The 13,612-nt window shown below is 67.9% G+C and carries 11 protein-coding genes; 8 read left to right on the top strand and 3 right to left on the bottom strand.

Translation table 11 applies throughout. The features are described 5' to 3' along the window. Positions 1 to 12 precede the first annotated feature (12 nt). Positions 13 to 1,743, bottom strand: coding sequence for an ABC transporter substrate-binding protein (locus tag ACIBJH_RS01280; protein WP_399114790.1), 1,731 nt, complete (start codon positions 1,741 to 1,743; stop codon positions 13 to 15). A gap of 94 nt (positions 1,744 to 1,837) precedes the next feature. Beyond that, entirely contained in the window at positions 1,838 to 2,863 is a 1,026-nt protein-coding gene (locus ACIBJH_RS01275) for an ABC transporter permease (RefSeq protein ID WP_399114789.1), read from the bottom strand. 450 nt (positions 2,864 to 3,313) lie between these two features. On the opposite strand from ACIBJH_RS01275, the gene ACIBJH_RS01270 reads away from it, so the two are divergent. The 5 genes from ACIBJH_RS01270 to ACIBJH_RS01250 all read left to right on the top strand — a co-directional run bounded on the left by ACIBJH_RS01270 (position 3,314) and on the right by ACIBJH_RS01250 (position 9,558). Then, a complete protein-coding gene (locus ACIBJH_RS01270) occupies positions 3,314 to 4,954 on the top strand; it encodes an ABC transporter substrate-binding protein (RefSeq protein WP_399114788.1) in 1,641 nt (546 codons plus the stop codon). Between the two features lie 6 nt (positions 4,955 to 4,960). Then, positions 4,961 to 5,884, top strand: coding sequence for an ABC transporter permease (locus ACIBJH_RS01265; protein ID WP_399114787.1), 924 nt, complete (start codon positions 4,961 to 4,963; stop codon positions 5,882 to 5,884). After that, a complete protein-coding gene (locus tag ACIBJH_RS01260; RefSeq protein WP_399114786.1) occupies positions 5,877 to 6,857 on the top strand; it encodes an ABC transporter permease in 981 nt (326 codons plus the stop codon). The genes ACIBJH_RS01265 and ACIBJH_RS01260 overlap by 8 nt, the downstream gene beginning before the upstream one ends. Before the next feature lie 660 nt (positions 6,858 to 7,517). After that, positions 7,518 to 8,504, top strand: a complete 987-nt coding sequence (locus tag ACIBJH_RS01255) for an ABC transporter ATP-binding protein (protein ID WP_201054271.1) — start codon at positions 7,518 to 7,520, stop codon at positions 8,502 to 8,504. Beyond that, entirely contained in the window at positions 8,485 to 9,558 is a 1,074-nt protein-coding gene (locus tag ACIBJH_RS01250; RefSeq protein ID WP_399114785.1) for an ABC transporter ATP-binding protein, read from the top strand. The genes ACIBJH_RS01255 and ACIBJH_RS01250 overlap by 20 nt, the downstream gene beginning before the upstream one ends. A gap of 151 nt (positions 9,559 to 9,709) precedes the next feature. Here ACIBJH_RS01250 and ACIBJH_RS01245 read toward each other — a convergent pair whose 3' ends face one another. Then, positions 9,710 to 11,833, bottom strand: a complete 2,124-nt coding sequence (locus ACIBJH_RS01245; RefSeq protein ID WP_399114784.1) for a prolyl oligopeptidase family serine peptidase — start codon at positions 11,831 to 11,833, stop codon at positions 9,710 to 9,712. Positions 11,834 to 12,034: 201 nt separating this feature from the next. Between ACIBJH_RS01245 and ACIBJH_RS01240 the strand changes: the two genes are divergently transcribed. From ACIBJH_RS01240 to ACIBJH_RS01230, 3 genes are read left to right on the top strand one after another with little or no spacing between them, the layout of a single operon-like run. Beyond that, the gene (locus ACIBJH_RS01240) at positions 12,035 to 12,229 is read left to right on the top strand and encodes a hypothetical protein (RefSeq protein WP_019058412.1); all 195 of its coding nucleotides are present in this window, start codon (positions 12,035 to 12,037) and stop codon (positions 12,227 to 12,229) included. Between the two features lie 23 nt (positions 12,230 to 12,252). After that, the gene (gene mshB / locus ACIBJH_RS01235) at positions 12,253 to 13,152 is read left to right on the top strand and encodes an N-acetyl-1-D-myo-inositol-2-amino-2-deoxy-alpha-D-glucopyranoside deacetylase (protein ID WP_399114783.1); all 900 of its coding nucleotides are present in this window, start codon (positions 12,253 to 12,255) and stop codon (positions 13,150 to 13,152) included. Further along, positions 13,152 to 13,571, top strand: a complete 420-nt coding sequence (locus tag ACIBJH_RS01230; RefSeq protein ID WP_399114782.1) for a DUF6113 family protein — start codon at positions 13,152 to 13,154, stop codon at positions 13,569 to 13,571. Before mshB ends, ACIBJH_RS01230 begins: the two co-directional genes overlap by 1 nt. Positions 13,572 to 13,612 lie beyond the last annotated feature (41 nt).

The following is a 13,612-nucleotide window of genomic DNA, read 5'->3' as shown; positions in this document are numbered from 1 at the left end:
GCCGCGTGGCGCCTATGCCTTGGCGTAGAGCCTCGTGAGCGCGATGCCGGTGTTACCGGCGTCGTAGACGAAGCCGCCGACCTTCGTACCGTGCATCCAGTTGCGGATGGCGTGGTAGTCCGGGACACAGGCCGCGAGTTCCATGATCTGCTTGTCGATCGCGCCCCAGGCCTTGTTGGCCGCGTCGGCGTCGGTGATCAGGGAGGCCGCCGCGATGGCCTTGTCGACGCCGGTGTCCTTCAGCTGGGCGTAGTTGCTGCGGCCGTCGCCGATGTTGTCGCCGTCCCAGCAGGGGTAGAAGACCGAGTAGCCGCCCGGCCAGTCCGGGCTCCAGCCGGCCGCGAACAGGTCGTACTGGTTGTCGATCTTGCCGATCTGGGTGTAGAAGGTCGACTTGTCGATCTGCTTGTTGACGACCGTGAAGCCGGCCGCCTCCAGCGCGTTCTTGATCGCGACGGCCTGCTTCACCGCGTTGTCCGACGTCTGGTAGGCGATGACCAGCTTCTGGCCGACCTTGCCGGCCTCCTTCAGGAGGGCCTTGGCCTTGACCGGGTCGCCGCCGGGCTTCGTGGTCTTGCCGTACAGGTCGAAGTCCGTGTAGCCGGGCGTCACCGGGGAGAAGATCGTGGTGGCGATCTCGCTGGTGGACGCGCCGCCGCGGATGGTCTGCAGCTGCTGGTTCGGCCAGGCGTAGTTGATGGCCTGGCGGACCTTGACGTCCGTGATGCGGGTGGTGTTGATCGGCCAGTAGTAGGTGACCGTGTCGACCGCGGTGAGCACCTGCTGCTTGAGCTTGGTGTTGGTGAGGACCGTGGCGATCCGCTCGGGGGCGACCTCGTTGAAGATCGACATCGTGTACTGGTCGTTGCCCTTGTCCGCGATGTAGCGGTCGGTCGAGGCCAGCAGCTCGTAGCCGAACTGGAAGAGGTACTTGTCCGGGTAGGCGTTGCGGATCGGGTCCGTCGCCGCGTCCCAGTGCTCGTTGCGGGTGTACGTCAGGGACTTGCCGACGTCACGGGCGGAGATCTTGTACGGGCCGCAGGAGAACGGCTGCTTGTCGTACTTCTCCTTGGTGTCCTTCGACTTCTTCACGAAGGAGTACGCGCGCTCGGCGAGCGTGAAGTTGAAGTCACCGCGGGCCTGGTTGAGGCGGAAGGTGATGGTCTTGCCGTCGATCTCTATGGAGTCGAGGTTCTTGCCCTCATAGGGACCCGTGTACTTGTCGCCGCCGACCAGGAACTGCTGGACGTAGCGCGGGCCCTCGGTGACGAAGGAGGCGAAGAGGCGCTCGAAGGTGTGGCGGACGTCGTCCATGGACAGCTCGGAGCCGTCCTCCCACTTGATGCCGTCCTTGATCGTGAACGACCAGGTCTTGCCGCCGTCCTTGGCGGTGCCCGCGTCCGTGGCCACGTCGCCGACGAGGGTGGCGCCGCCCTTGGAGTCGAGCTTGTAACCGGTCAGGCCACGCATGATCGGCGTGGTGATGAGGATCTCGGTGGAGACGTAGATCTGCGCCGGGTCCAGGTGGTCCATGTCGAACTGGTCGAGCCCGTAGATCGTCCCGCCCTTGACCGCGCCGGCGACCTCGGGGGCGGGGCCCGTCGAGTCGGCCTTCGTGCCGACCGCGATCTTGCTCTGCTTGGCCTTGCTGACCGAGGGGACCTTGCTCTTCGAGGTCGAGTTGCCGCCGCCACAGGCGGTCAGCACCGAGCTCGACGCGGCCACCACACCGGTGGCGATCATGAAGTTTCTACGGGAAAAAGACACAGTAGCCCTGCCTTATGGGTGGGACGGGACCAGCCGGACGACATTGACCGGACCGGAGATGAGAGATGGGTCAGCGCTTGGACTTCGGGTCGAGCGCGTCGCGCGCCGAGTCGCCGAGCAGGTTGAACGCCAGGACGAAGATCACCATGGCCAGACCCGGGAAGAGCATGAAGGTGAAGTCCTGGGTGTAGAACTGGGCGCCCCGCTGGATCATGACGCCCCAGTCGGGGGTCGGGTCGATCATGCCGACGCCGAGGAAGGCGAAGCCCGCCTCCGCGGTCACATAGGCCGGGAGCATGAGCGTGGACTGGATGAGGATCGGGGTCCACAGGTTGGGCAGGAGTTCCTTGAACACGATGCGCATCGGTGACGCCCCGGTCACCTTGGCCGACTCGACGAACTCCCGCTCGCGCAGGCCGAGTACCTGACCGCGCAGCAGACGGGCGATCGACGCCCAGCCGAAGAAGGACATCATCAGGATGAGTGCGGTGGCCCGCAGCCAGGTCGGGATGTTGTCGTCGGCCGCGACGAACAGCCCGAACACCACCGGCATGAAGGCGATGATGAACAGCGTCGAGGGGATCGACAGCACGATGTCGATGATCCGGCCGACGAAGTAGTCCGTCTTGCCGCCCAGATAGCCGGCGGTCACGCCGATCACGACGCCGACGACGGTCGTGATCAGGGTGGCGGCCAGGGCGATGCCCAGCGAGGTCCGGATGCCGTAGATCAGGAAGGTGAAGACGTCACGGCCGAGCTGCGGTTCGATGCCGAACCAGAACTGCGAACTCATGCCGCCGTTCGGGCCCGCCGGGTACGAGAAGGCGTCGAGCAGGCTCGGGTCCTGGCTCGCGTACGTCGTGTACGGATCTTTCCCGTACAGCTTCGAGATCAGTGGCGCGGCCAGCGCGATCGCGAAGAAGAAGATCACGATGATCGCCGATATGACGCCCGTACGGTCACGCTTGAAGCGGCGCCACGCGAGCTGTCCCGGAGACCTGCTCTCGCCGGCCTTCGAGTCGGGAGAAGTGATCGACTTCTCGTCGCTCTCGTCGGTCACCTCAAGCGGGGCCGCGGATGGGGTTGGGGGGGTCATGATGCTCCTGGCCCAAGGGCGGGTCCGATAAGACTCCGCAGGGCACTCCCTACGGGCTACGCCGGACTTTTTCAACGCAATTCATGCAGGGTCAATAAAATCTGGGGCGACTTGTGCTTGTCTTTACCTATTTTACTTCCGCTTGATCATTCCGTAGCTACGCGGGTAGCGCGCCGTGATCGGGCCGTGTTTTATGTCGGACCAAACGTGCGAAACGGGCAATGGGTTCGATATGCGGACGTCTCTGTATCGGAATGCGTACATCGGGGCGTCGTGATCCAACGGTTCTGCATCGCTTCGCGGTGACCCATTGTGCGCTATGCCGAGGATCGTCCGAACGGGGGCCGGAGGTACCCCGAAAGGGTGGGCCCAAAGGCGATGTTCTCCTTTTTGTGCCGATATTGGCCGGTAACGGATCGATCTGGACCGGCTTGCCTGAGGAGGCACTCGATGCGTGGAGCCACGCACGCCAAATGGGCCGCTTGCGCGGCGGCGGTAGCCCTCGCGGCGACCGCCTGTGGGAGCAGCGGCGGGGGCGGCAGCAGCAGCGGCGGCGGTGACGGCAGCGGTGTGCTCAGTGCCTCCTGGGGAGACCCGCAGAACCCGCTGGAGCCGGCCAACACCAACGAGGTGCAGGGCGGCAAGGTCCTCGACATGGTCTTCCGCGGTCTCAAGCGCTACAACGCCAAGACCGGCAAGGCCGAGGACATGCTCGCCGACAAGATCGAGACCACGGATTCGCAGAACTTCACGGTCACCATCAAGAGCGGCTGGAAGTTCAGCAACGGCGAGGCCGTCACCGCGAAGTCCTTCGTCGACGCGTGGAACTACGGCGCCAGCCTCAAGAACAACCAGAAGAACGCGTACTTCTTCGGGTACATCGACGGCTACGACAAGGTCCACCCCGACAGCGGCTCACAGTCCGCGACCACCCTCTCCGGGCTCAAGGTGACCGGCACCGACACCTTCACGATCAAGCTCACCCAGAAGTTCTCCACGTTCCCGGACACCCTCGGCTACGCGGCCTACTCGCCGCTGCCGTCGACGTTCTTCTCGGACCACGAGGCCTGGCTGAAGAAGCCGGTCGGGAACGGGCCGTACACCATCGAGTCGTACACCAAGGGCTCGCAGATGCAGCTCAAGAAGTGGGACGGCTACACCAACGCGGACAAGGCGCAGAACAGTGGCGTGACCCTCAAGGTCTACACCGACAACAACACCGCCTACACCGACCTGATGGCCGGCAACCTCGACCTCGTCGACGACATCCCGGCCGCGCAGCTCAAGAACGTCAAGAGCGACCTCAGTGGCCGGTACATCAACACGCCCGCCGGGATCATCCAGACGCTCGCGTTCCCGTACTACGACAAGGACTGGAACAAGAGCGGCTCGGAGAAGGTACGCCAGGGGCTGTCCATGGCGATCAACCGCGACCAGATCACCGACACGATCTTCCAGAAGACCCGCACCCCCGCCACCGACTGGACCTCACCGGTGCTCGGCACCGCGGGCGGCTTCCAGGACGGGCTGTGCGGGGACGCCTGCAAGTACAACCCCACCGAGGCCAAGAAGCTGGTCCAGGAGGGCGGCGGGCTGCCCGGCGGCCAGGTCAAGATCACGTACAACGCGGACACGGGCTCGCACAAGGAGTGGGTGGACGCCGTGTGCAACTCCATCAACAACGCGCTCGGCAACGACAAGGCGTGCGTCGGCAACCCGGTCGGCACCTTCGCCGACTTCCGCAACCAGATCGGCCAGCACAAGATGACCGGGCCGTTCCGGGCCGGCTGGCAGATGGACTACCCGCTCATCCAGAACTTCCTTCAGCCGCTGTACTACACCAACGCCTCCTCCAACGACGGCCAGTGGTCCAACAAGGACTTCGACAAGCTCGTGAACCAGGCCAACGCGGAGACCGACACCGCCAAGGCGATCAAGCTCTTCCAGCAGGCCGAGGGCGTCGTACGGGACAACATGGCCGCCATCCCGCTCTGGTACCAGAACGGCAGCGCGGGCTACTCCGACCGGCTCTCCAACGTCGCGCTCAACCCGTTCAGCGTCCCCGTGTACAACGAGATCAAGGTCGGCTGAGCCCGCATGGGACGGTACGTCGTCCGGCGACTGCTGCAGATGATCCCGGTCTTCATCGGCGCCACCCTGCTGATCTTCCTGATGGTGAACGTGATGGGCGACCCCATCGCGGGCCTGTGCGGCGACCGGCAGTGCGACCCGGCGACGGCCGCCCAGCTCAAGAAGGAGTTCGGCCTCGACAAGCCCCTGTGGCAGCAGTACCTGACCTACTTGGGGAACATCTTCACCGGTGACTTCGGTACGGCGTTCAACGGCCAGAAGGTCACCGAGCTGATGGCGACCGCGTTCCCCGTCACCATCCGGCTGACCATCGTGGCGATCGTCTTCGAGGTCGTCATCGGCATCACGCTCGGGGTGCTCACCGGCCTCAAGCGCGGCCGACCGATCGACACGAGCGTGCTGCTGCTCACCCTCGTCGTCATCTCCATCCCGACCTTCGTCACCGGTCTGCTGCTGCAACTGCTGCTCGGCGTCGAGTGGGGCTGGATCAAACCCTCCGTCTCCTCGGAAGCGACCTTCAGCGAACTGATCGTGCCCGGCCTGGTCCTGGCCTCGGTCTCGCTCGCCTACGTCACCCGGCTGACCCGGACGTCCATCGCGGAGAACCGGCGCTCCGACTACGTCCGCACGGCCGTCGCGAAGGGCCTCCCGAGACGCCGGGTGATCACCCGCCACCTCCTCCGCAACTCGCTCATCCCCGTGGTCACCTTCATCGGCACCGACATCGGCGCCCTGATGGGCGGCGCGATCGTCACCGAGCGGATCTTCAACATCCACGGCGTCGGCTTCCAGATCTACCAGGGGATCGTGCGGCAGAACACGCAGACCGTGGTCGGCTTCGTGACGGTCCTCGTCCTCGTCTTCCTGGTCGCCAACCTGCTCGTAGACCTCCTGTACGCCGTACTCGACCCGAGGATCCGCTATGCCTGAGCAGCCGTTCGAGCCGGAGCGCGCCATCGCCGGGACCGGCGCGGGCGGGGCGATGGACCTCGCCACGAGCGAGGCGGAGACGTTGGAGAAGACCCCGGGCGGCCCGGAAGGCACGGGCCCCCAGGAGAAGCCCCGCTCCCTCTGGTCCGACGCCTGGCGAGACCTGCGCCGCAACCCCGTCTTCATCATCTCCGCGCTCGTCATCCTCTTCCTGATCGTCATCTCCCTCTGGCCGTCCCTGATCGCCTCCGGCAACCCCCTCAAGTGCGACCTCGCCAAGGCCCAGGAGGGCTCCCAGCCCGGCCATCCCTTCGGCTACGACGGCCAGGGCTGCGACGTCTACACGCGCACGGTCTACGGCACCCGTACGTCGGTGACGGTCGGCGTCCTCGCCACGCTGGGGGTCGCGATCCTCGGCTCGGCCCTGGGCGGACTCGCGGGCTTCTTCGGCGGGGCGTGGGACTCGATCCTCTCCCGCCTCACGGACATCTTCTTCGCGATCCCGGTGGTCCTCGGCGGCCTGGTCCTGCTCTCCGTGGTCACCAGCAACACGGTCTGGCCGGTCATCGGCTTCATGGTGCTGCTCGGCTGGCCGCAGATCTCCCGCATCGCGCGCGGCTCGGTCATCACGGCCAAACAGAACGACTACGTCCAGGCCGCGCGGGCCCTCGGCGCCTCCAACTCCCGCCTCCTGCTACGGCACATCACCCCGAACGCGGTCGCCCCGGTGATCGTCGTGGCCACCATCGCGCTCGGCACGTACATCTCCCTGGAGGCGACCCTGTCCTACCTCGGCGTGGGCCTGAAGCCCCCCACGGTCAGCTGGGGCATCGACATCTCCTCGGCCTCCGCCTACATCCGCAACGCCCCCCACATGCTCCTCTGGCCGGCCGGAGCCCTGGCGATCACCGTCCTCGCGTTCATCATGCTCGGCGACGCGGTGCGCGACGCCCTTGACCCGAAGTTGAGGTGAGGGGGGCGTGCTGGTGCTGGAGATGTGTGGTCCGCGGGAGTTTCCCACTGGGATGGTCTCCCCGCGCGCGAGTCGCCGTCGTCGGGGTGGAGGAGGCGGGTGTGCCGTCCGCACCGGTCGGCCGGTGGGCTTCGGTCGCGTCGACGATCGCCGGGTCCGGGTTTCTCCGACGGCGCGAGCACGCGCCCTCGACCGGGCTACCGGCATGGGTACGCCGGCCGCGTCGATGGTCGCCGGGCCCGGTTTTTCCGTGCCGGGCGACGCAGTCCGCGACGTCCGTCGATCCGAGCCCGAGGCGACGGCGCGACGGCGTGGGAGGTGTGCGAGTCGGGATCGGGCGCGGGCCGTCGTCGCCGCGACGGGCGCTGGCGCACGGTCGGACCCCGGTCGGCCTGTGGGCCCCGGTCGTGCCGGTAATCACTGCGGCCGGCTGTTCCACACCTGGCGGTGCGGTGCGTGGTGTCCGGGGGTCCGAGGTCGAGGTGACGGCGTGACGGTACGGGAGGCGTGCGGGGCGCGGGGTGGCGGTGGGAGGACGGGTGTGGGTACGCCGTCCGCCCGGTGCGCTCGGGCCGGGGCGGCTGAAGTCGGCCCCGGATGCGGTGTGTTCGGCGGCGCGGTGTGCGGCGCCTCTGATGCGAGGGTGAGGTGACCGGCGTCATGCTGCTCGAAGTGCGGGATCTGCACGTGGAGTTCAGGACCAGGGACGGGGTCGCCAAGGCCGTCAACGGGGTCGACTACAGCGTGGACGAGGGGGAGACCCTCGCCGTGCTGGGGGAGTCGGGGTCCGGGAAGTCGGTGACCGCGCAGGCCGTGATGGGGATTCTCGATGTGCCGCCGGGGAAGATCACCGGCGGGGAGATCCTGTTCCGGGGCAAGGATCTGCTGAAGTTCAAGGAAGAGGAGCGGCGCAAGGTCCGCGGTGCCGAGATGGCGATGATCTTCCAGGACGCGCTGTCCTCGCTCAACCCCGTGCTCTCCGTGGGCGATCAGCTCGGCGAGATGTTCGTCGTGCACAGGGGGATGTCGCGGAAGGACGCGCGCGCCAAGGCCGTCGAGCTGATGGAGCGGGTGCGGATCCCGGCCGCCAAGGAACGCGTCCGGGACTACCCGCACCAGTTCTCCGGCGGTATGCGTCAGCGCATCATGATCGCGATGGCGCTCGCCCTCGAACCCGCGCTCATCATCGCCGACGAACCGACCACCGCCCTCGACGTCACCGTCCAGGCCCAAGTCATGGACCTGCTCGCGGAGTTGCAGCGCGAACTCAACATGGGGCTCATCCTCATCACCCACGACCTCGGAGTCGTGGCCGATGTGGCCGACAAGATCGCCGTCATGTACGCGGGACGGATCGTCGAGTCGGCCCCCGTCCACGACATCTACAAGTCCCCGGCACATCCGTACACCCGCGGCCTGCTGGACTCCATCCCGCGACTGGACCAGAAGGGCCAGGAGCTCTACGCCATCAAGGGCCTGCCGCCGAACCTGATGCACATCCCGCCCGGCTGCGCCTTCAACCCCCGCTGTCCGATGGCCCAGGACGTGTGCCGGACCGACGAACCACCCCTGCACGAGGTGGACGAACACCGGGGCAGCGCCTGCCACTTCTGGAGGGAGTGCCTCAATGGTCGAGTCAACGGTTGAGCCGATCCTGGAAGTGACCGGACTGGTCAAGCACTACCCGTTGACCCAGGGCATTCTGTTCAAGAAGCAGGTCGGTGCCGTCAAGGCTGTTGACGGTGTCGACTTCACGCTGGGCAGAGGAGAGACCCTCGGCATCGTCGGGGAGTCCGGCTGCGGCAAATCAACTGTTGCCAAGATGCTCGTCAATCTTGAGCGGCCGACCGAGGGGTCGATCAAGTTCAAGGGCGAGGACATCAGCAAGATGTCCGGCCGCGCCCTGAAGGCCGCCCGCCGCAACATCCAGATGGTGTTCCAGGACCCGTACACCTCCCTCAACCCCCGGATGACGGTCGGCGACATCATCGGGGAGCCGTACGAGATCCACCCCGAGGTGGCGCCGAAAGGCGATCGGCGCAAGCGGGTTCAGGATCTGCTGGACGTGGTCGGGCTCAACCCCGAGTACATCAACCGCTATCCGCACCAGTTCTCCGGCGGCCAGCGCCAACGCATCGGCATCGCACGGGGGTTGGCGCTGCGCCCCGAGGTCATCGTGGCCGACGAACCCGTCTCCGCGCTCGACGTCTCCGTACAGGCCCAGGTCATCAACCTCCTCGACCGCCTCCAGGACGAGTTCGATCTCTCCTACGTCTTCATCGCCCACGACCTGTCGATCGTCCGGCACATCTCGGACCGGGTCGGGGTGATGTACCTCGGCCGGATCGTGGAGATCGGCAGGGACGAGGAGATCTACGACCACCCGACACACCCGTACACCCAGGCGCTGCTGTCCGCCGTCCCCGTGCCCGACCCGGACGCGCGCGAGCACCGGGAGCGGATCATCCTGTCCGGCGACGTGCCGTCCCCGACGAACGTCCCGTCCGGCTGCCGCTTCCGCACCCGCTGCTGGAAGGCGCAGGAGCGCTGCTCGCTGGAGGTGCCGCTGCTCGCCGTACCGGCCGAGTTCCGGCTCGCGAGCGGGCCCGCGGCCCACGACTCGGCCTGTCACTTCGCGGAGGAGAAGACGGTCGTACCGTCGGAAGCACCCCCGGACGATCTTGGGAATGCGGCGGAATAAGGGTGCAAACAGGCATCAACCGCGTTAACACGCAGGCAACTCGGCCGACCCGATCTCGATATACGGACGAGTCAACCTGAACAACGTACGGCCGTGCGGGTGCCGTAAACGGACCGGGGCGCGCCATGTCGCCCCGGTCCGTTGCCCGTTGTCAGCGGGGAAGCCCCAACGAACGCCGCAGGAAGTCCAGTTGCAGGAGCAGCAGGTTCTCCGCCACCGTCTCCTGCGGGGTCATGTGCGTCACCCCGGACAGGGGGAGCACCTCGTGCGGGCGGCCCGCCGCGAGCAGGGCCGAGGACAGGCGCAGGGAGTGGGCGACCACCACGTTGTCGTCCGCGAGGCCGTGGACGATCAGCATCGGGCGGTGCGGCTCGGCCGCGTCCACCAGGCCCGCGTCGTCGATCACGGAGTTGCGCCGGTAGACCTCGGGCTGCTCGGCCGGGTGCCCGATGTACCGCTCCTGGTAGTGGGTGTCGTACAGCCGCAGATCGGTGACCGGTGCGCCGACGACCGCCGCGTGGAAGACGTCGGGGCGGCGCAGCGCGGCGAGGGCGGCCAGGTAGCCGCCGAACGACCAGCCCCGGATCGCGACCCGGCCGAGGTCGAGCGGGAAGTCGGCCGCGAGCGCCTGGAGCGCGTCGATCTGGTCCTCCAGGACGACCGCCGCGAGGTCGTCCCTGATCGCCTTCTCCCACGCCGGCGAGCGGCCCGGCGTGCCCCGCCCGTCGGCGACGAGCACCGCGAAACCCTGGTCGGCGAACCACTGCGAGGTGAGGTGCGCGTTGTGCGCGGCGACCACGCGCTGACCGTGCGGACCGCCGTACGGGTCCAGCAGAACCGGGAGCGGGCTGGTGCCGTCGTAGTCCCGTGGCATAAGCAGGGCGCACGGGACGCGCCGTGCGCCCCCCTCGGTGAACGTGATGCGCGGGGACATTCCCGGATCTTCGGCGTACGACGCGATCGTCACCGTCTTCTTGCCCTCGCGCAGCACCTGTACCTGCGTGCCCGGCCGGTCCGGCACCGCCGACAGCAGTACGGTCACGCCCCCGGCGCGCACCGCCGAGTGCACGCCGGGCTCCTGCGAGACGCGCTCCAAACCGAGTTCGTTGACCCGGTAGACATGCACCTCGCCGATCTCCGGGGCGGGCGCGTCCTCGCCCGCCGAGGCCGCGACCAGCACATTGTCGTCCGAGACGTCCAGCACCGCGCGGACGTGCAACTGCGGTCCGGTGAGCGGGCGTTCGCCGACCGCGAGCACCCGGGCGCCCCCCTCGTCGGCGATCCGCACGAGCCGTCCGGAGGGGCTCCAGCACGGCAGGCCGGGGAAAAGATCAAGCCAAATTGGATCTTCGTCGGCGTGCACCATCCGGGTCGCCCCGGTGTCCGGGTCCACGGCCAGGAACAGCTGACTGCGCTGGTCCCGAGCCTGCACGAGCAGCAGTGGCGCACCCGCCGCTGACCAGTGCACTCGCGCCAGATACGGGTACCGCGCCCGGTCCCAGACGACCTCCGTGCGCACCCCGTTCAACGCGATCGCATAGAGCCGTACCTCCGCGTTGGCCGTCCCCGCCGCCGGATACGCGACCCGCCGCGGCTCGCGCTCCGGGTGGGCCGGGTCGGCGATCCACCAGCGCTGCACCGGCGTGTCGTCCGCACGGGCGACCAGCAGCCGGTCCGAGTCCGGCGACCACCAGAAGCCGCGGGTACGGCTCATCTCCTCGGCCGCGATGAACTCGGCCAGTCCATAGGTGACTTGATCCGACTCCGGCTCGGCGAGCGCCCGGTCGTCCTCGCCCTCGGCTCCCACGACCCGCAGGGCGCCACCGGTGACGTAGGCGATGTGCCGTCCGTCGGGGGCCGGGCGGGGGTCGATCACCGGCCCGGGGACAGTGAGTTCACGTGCCGTGCCGGCCCGTAGCTCGGCCGTGAAAAGCCGCCCTGACAAGGCGAAAGACGCCAACTCGACCGCGCTGTCGGTGGCGTAGCCGACGATCCCCGCACCGCCCTCGCGGGCCCGCTCGCGCCGCGCCTGCTCCTCGGTCGAGAGGTGCTCCGAGGCGCCGCCCAGGAGGGCGCTCGGGTCGGCCGCCACGCGCTCCTCGCCGCCGACCGGATCGAGGACCCACAGCGAGTTCGCGCGGTCCGTGCCGGAGGAGGAGCGCAGGAACACGACCCGGGAACCATCGGGCGCCACGCTGAACGCGCGCGGCGCGCCGAGGGTGAACCGCTGGGTACGGGCGTGCCGTCGGGGGAAGGAGTGAGCCTCGGTCGTCATGCCCCGACCATATTGGCCATGCGCCCCCTTGTGCGGCTGTGCGCCGAGCGATGCGCGAGCGCGGATAGTTATGATCACTGGCGTTGGGTGGGTATGAACCTGCTGGCTGCTGTATGGATTTGCTCTACGGATCCACGCCATGGATCCATTGCCCCCATAGTCCGACCCCCTAGTCCCTGGGATCATTGGAGGTGAGCCGCCGTGGCACTCTCGATTTCGGCGGTGGTGCTGCTGGCGATCGTCGTCTTCCTTCTGGTCAAGAAATCAGGGCTGAAGGGCGGGCACGCGGTCGTCTGTGTCCTCCTCGGGTTCTATCTGGCCTCCTCGACCATCGCGCCCACGATCAGCGATCTCACGACGAACATCGCGAGCATGATCGGCAGCATCAAGTTCTGACGGCCCCCCTTTAGGGTGGGCACATGACCGAACCGCCCTCCCCCACCCTGCGGGCGGGGGGACCCCCATCTCGCTGCGCTCGCCGTCTGCTCCTGGTGCACGCGCATCCGGACGACGAGTCGATCAACAACGGCGCGACCATGGCCAAGTACGCGGCCGAGGGTGCGCACGTGACGCTGGTCACGTGCACCCTCGGTGAGCGGGGCGAGGTCATCCCGCCCGCGTTGCGGCAGCTGACGGGTGCCGCGCTCGGGAAACACCGGGCGGTCGAGCTCGGGGCCGCGACGGGCGAGCTGGGAGTCGGTGACTTCCGTCTCCTCGGCGGCGCGGGCCGCTACCAGGACTCCGGGATGATGGGCACCCCGGACAACGACGACCCCGACTGCTTCTGGCAGGCCGACGTCGACGAGGCCGCCGGACACCTCGTCGAGGTGATCCGCGAGGTGCGCCCCCAGGTCCTGGTCACCTACGACCCCGACGGCGGATACGGCCACCCGGACCACATCCAGGCCCACCGCGTCGCCATGCGGGCCGCCCAACTCGCCGCCGACGCCGGGCAGTCGATCGCCAAGGTCTACTGGAACCGCGTGCCCCGGACCGTCGTGGAAGCGGGATTCGCGCGGCTGCGCGACGCGCTGCCGGAGCTTCCCTTCGCCGAGACCGCCGCCGTGGACGACGTACCGGGTGTCGTGGACGACGGGCGGATCACCACCGCGATCGACGGCACCGAATACGCGGCCGCCAAGACCGCCGCGATGCGCGCGCACGCCACCCAGATCGAAGTCGCCCCGGACGAGCCGTACTTCGTGCTCTCCAACTATCTCGCGCAGCCGATCCTCACCACCGAGTACTACGAGTTGGTCCAGGGCGAGGCCGGCGGCCCGGCGCCCGAGACCGACCTCTTCGAAGGGCTGGGCCTGTGATGAGCGCCAATCAGGGCGGCGGAAGCCTGCTCGCCCAGCCGCTGCAACGGCCGTCCGGGCCAAGGGTGTTGGCCTACCTCGGGCTCTTCTTGCTCGGCGCGGTCGTCGGGGCGGCGGGAGCGCTGGTGCAGGGCGGCTGGTTCCCCGGCGGGCTGCTGCTCGCGCTCGCCGGAGCGGGCGGACTCTTCCTCGGCGGGGCGAGAGCCGCCGGCGGCCGGGGCGGGGCCGTGGCGCCCGCGGCCGGCTGGATGGTCGCCGTCATCCTGCTCACCGCCAGCCGTCCGGAGGGCGACTTCCTGTTCGGCGCGGGAGTCGGTTCCTATCTCTTCCTGCTCGGCGGAATGGCTGTAGCTGTGATCTGCGCCACGTTGGGTTTGGGGCGGCAACCAAGCAGCCCTGACGTCCGACTTGGCAAGTGACGTACCACTTCGCGGTGACGCGCGCGTGCGAGTCCGGTGTG

This window comes from Streptomyces sp. NPDC050548, from assembly GCF_044457385.1.
In the GTDB taxonomy this organism is placed as follows: domain Bacteria; phylum Actinomycetota; class Actinomycetes; order Streptomycetales; family Streptomycetaceae; genus Streptomyces.
Note: the sequence above shows the minus strand (reverse complement) of the source record. Positions and strands in the feature narration are given on the sequence as shown.

Bases quoted from the DNA above. Each gene is read 5' to 3' on its own strand.
- ACIBJH_RS01280 (WP_399114790.1), bottom strand. From the start codon at position 1,743: ATGATCGCCACCGGTGTGGTGGCCGCGTCGAGCTCGGTGCTGACCGCC.
- ACIBJH_RS01275 (WP_399114789.1), bottom strand. From the start codon at position 2,863: ATGACCCCCCCAACCCCATCCGCGGCCCCGCTTGAGGTGACCGACGAG.
- ACIBJH_RS01270 (WP_399114788.1), top strand. From the start codon at position 3,314: ATGCGTGGAGCCACGCACGCCAAATGGGCCGCTTGCGCGGCGGCGGTA.
- ACIBJH_RS01265 (WP_399114787.1), top strand. From the start codon at position 4,961: ATGGGACGGTACGTCGTCCGGCGACTGCTGCAGATGATCCCGGTCTTC.
- ACIBJH_RS01260 (WP_399114786.1), top strand. From the start codon at position 5,877: ATGCCTGAGCAGCCGTTCGAGCCGGAGCGCGCCATCGCCGGGACCGGC.
- ACIBJH_RS01255 (WP_201054271.1), top strand. From the start codon at position 7,518: ATGCTGCTCGAAGTGCGGGATCTGCACGTGGAGTTCAGGACCAGGGAC.
- ACIBJH_RS01250 (WP_399114785.1), top strand. From the start codon at position 8,485: ATGGTCGAGTCAACGGTTGAGCCGATCCTGGAAGTGACCGGACTGGTC.
- ACIBJH_RS01245 (WP_399114784.1), bottom strand. From the start codon at position 11,833: ATGACGACCGAGGCTCACTCCTTCCCCCGACGGCACGCCCGTACCCAG.
- mshB (WP_399114783.1), top strand. From the start codon at position 12,253: ATGACCGAACCGCCCTCCCCCACCCTGCGGGCGGGGGGACCCCCATCT.
- ACIBJH_RS01230 (WP_399114782.1), top strand. From the start codon at position 13,152: ATGAGCGCCAATCAGGGCGGCGGAAGCCTGCTCGCCCAGCCGCTGCAA.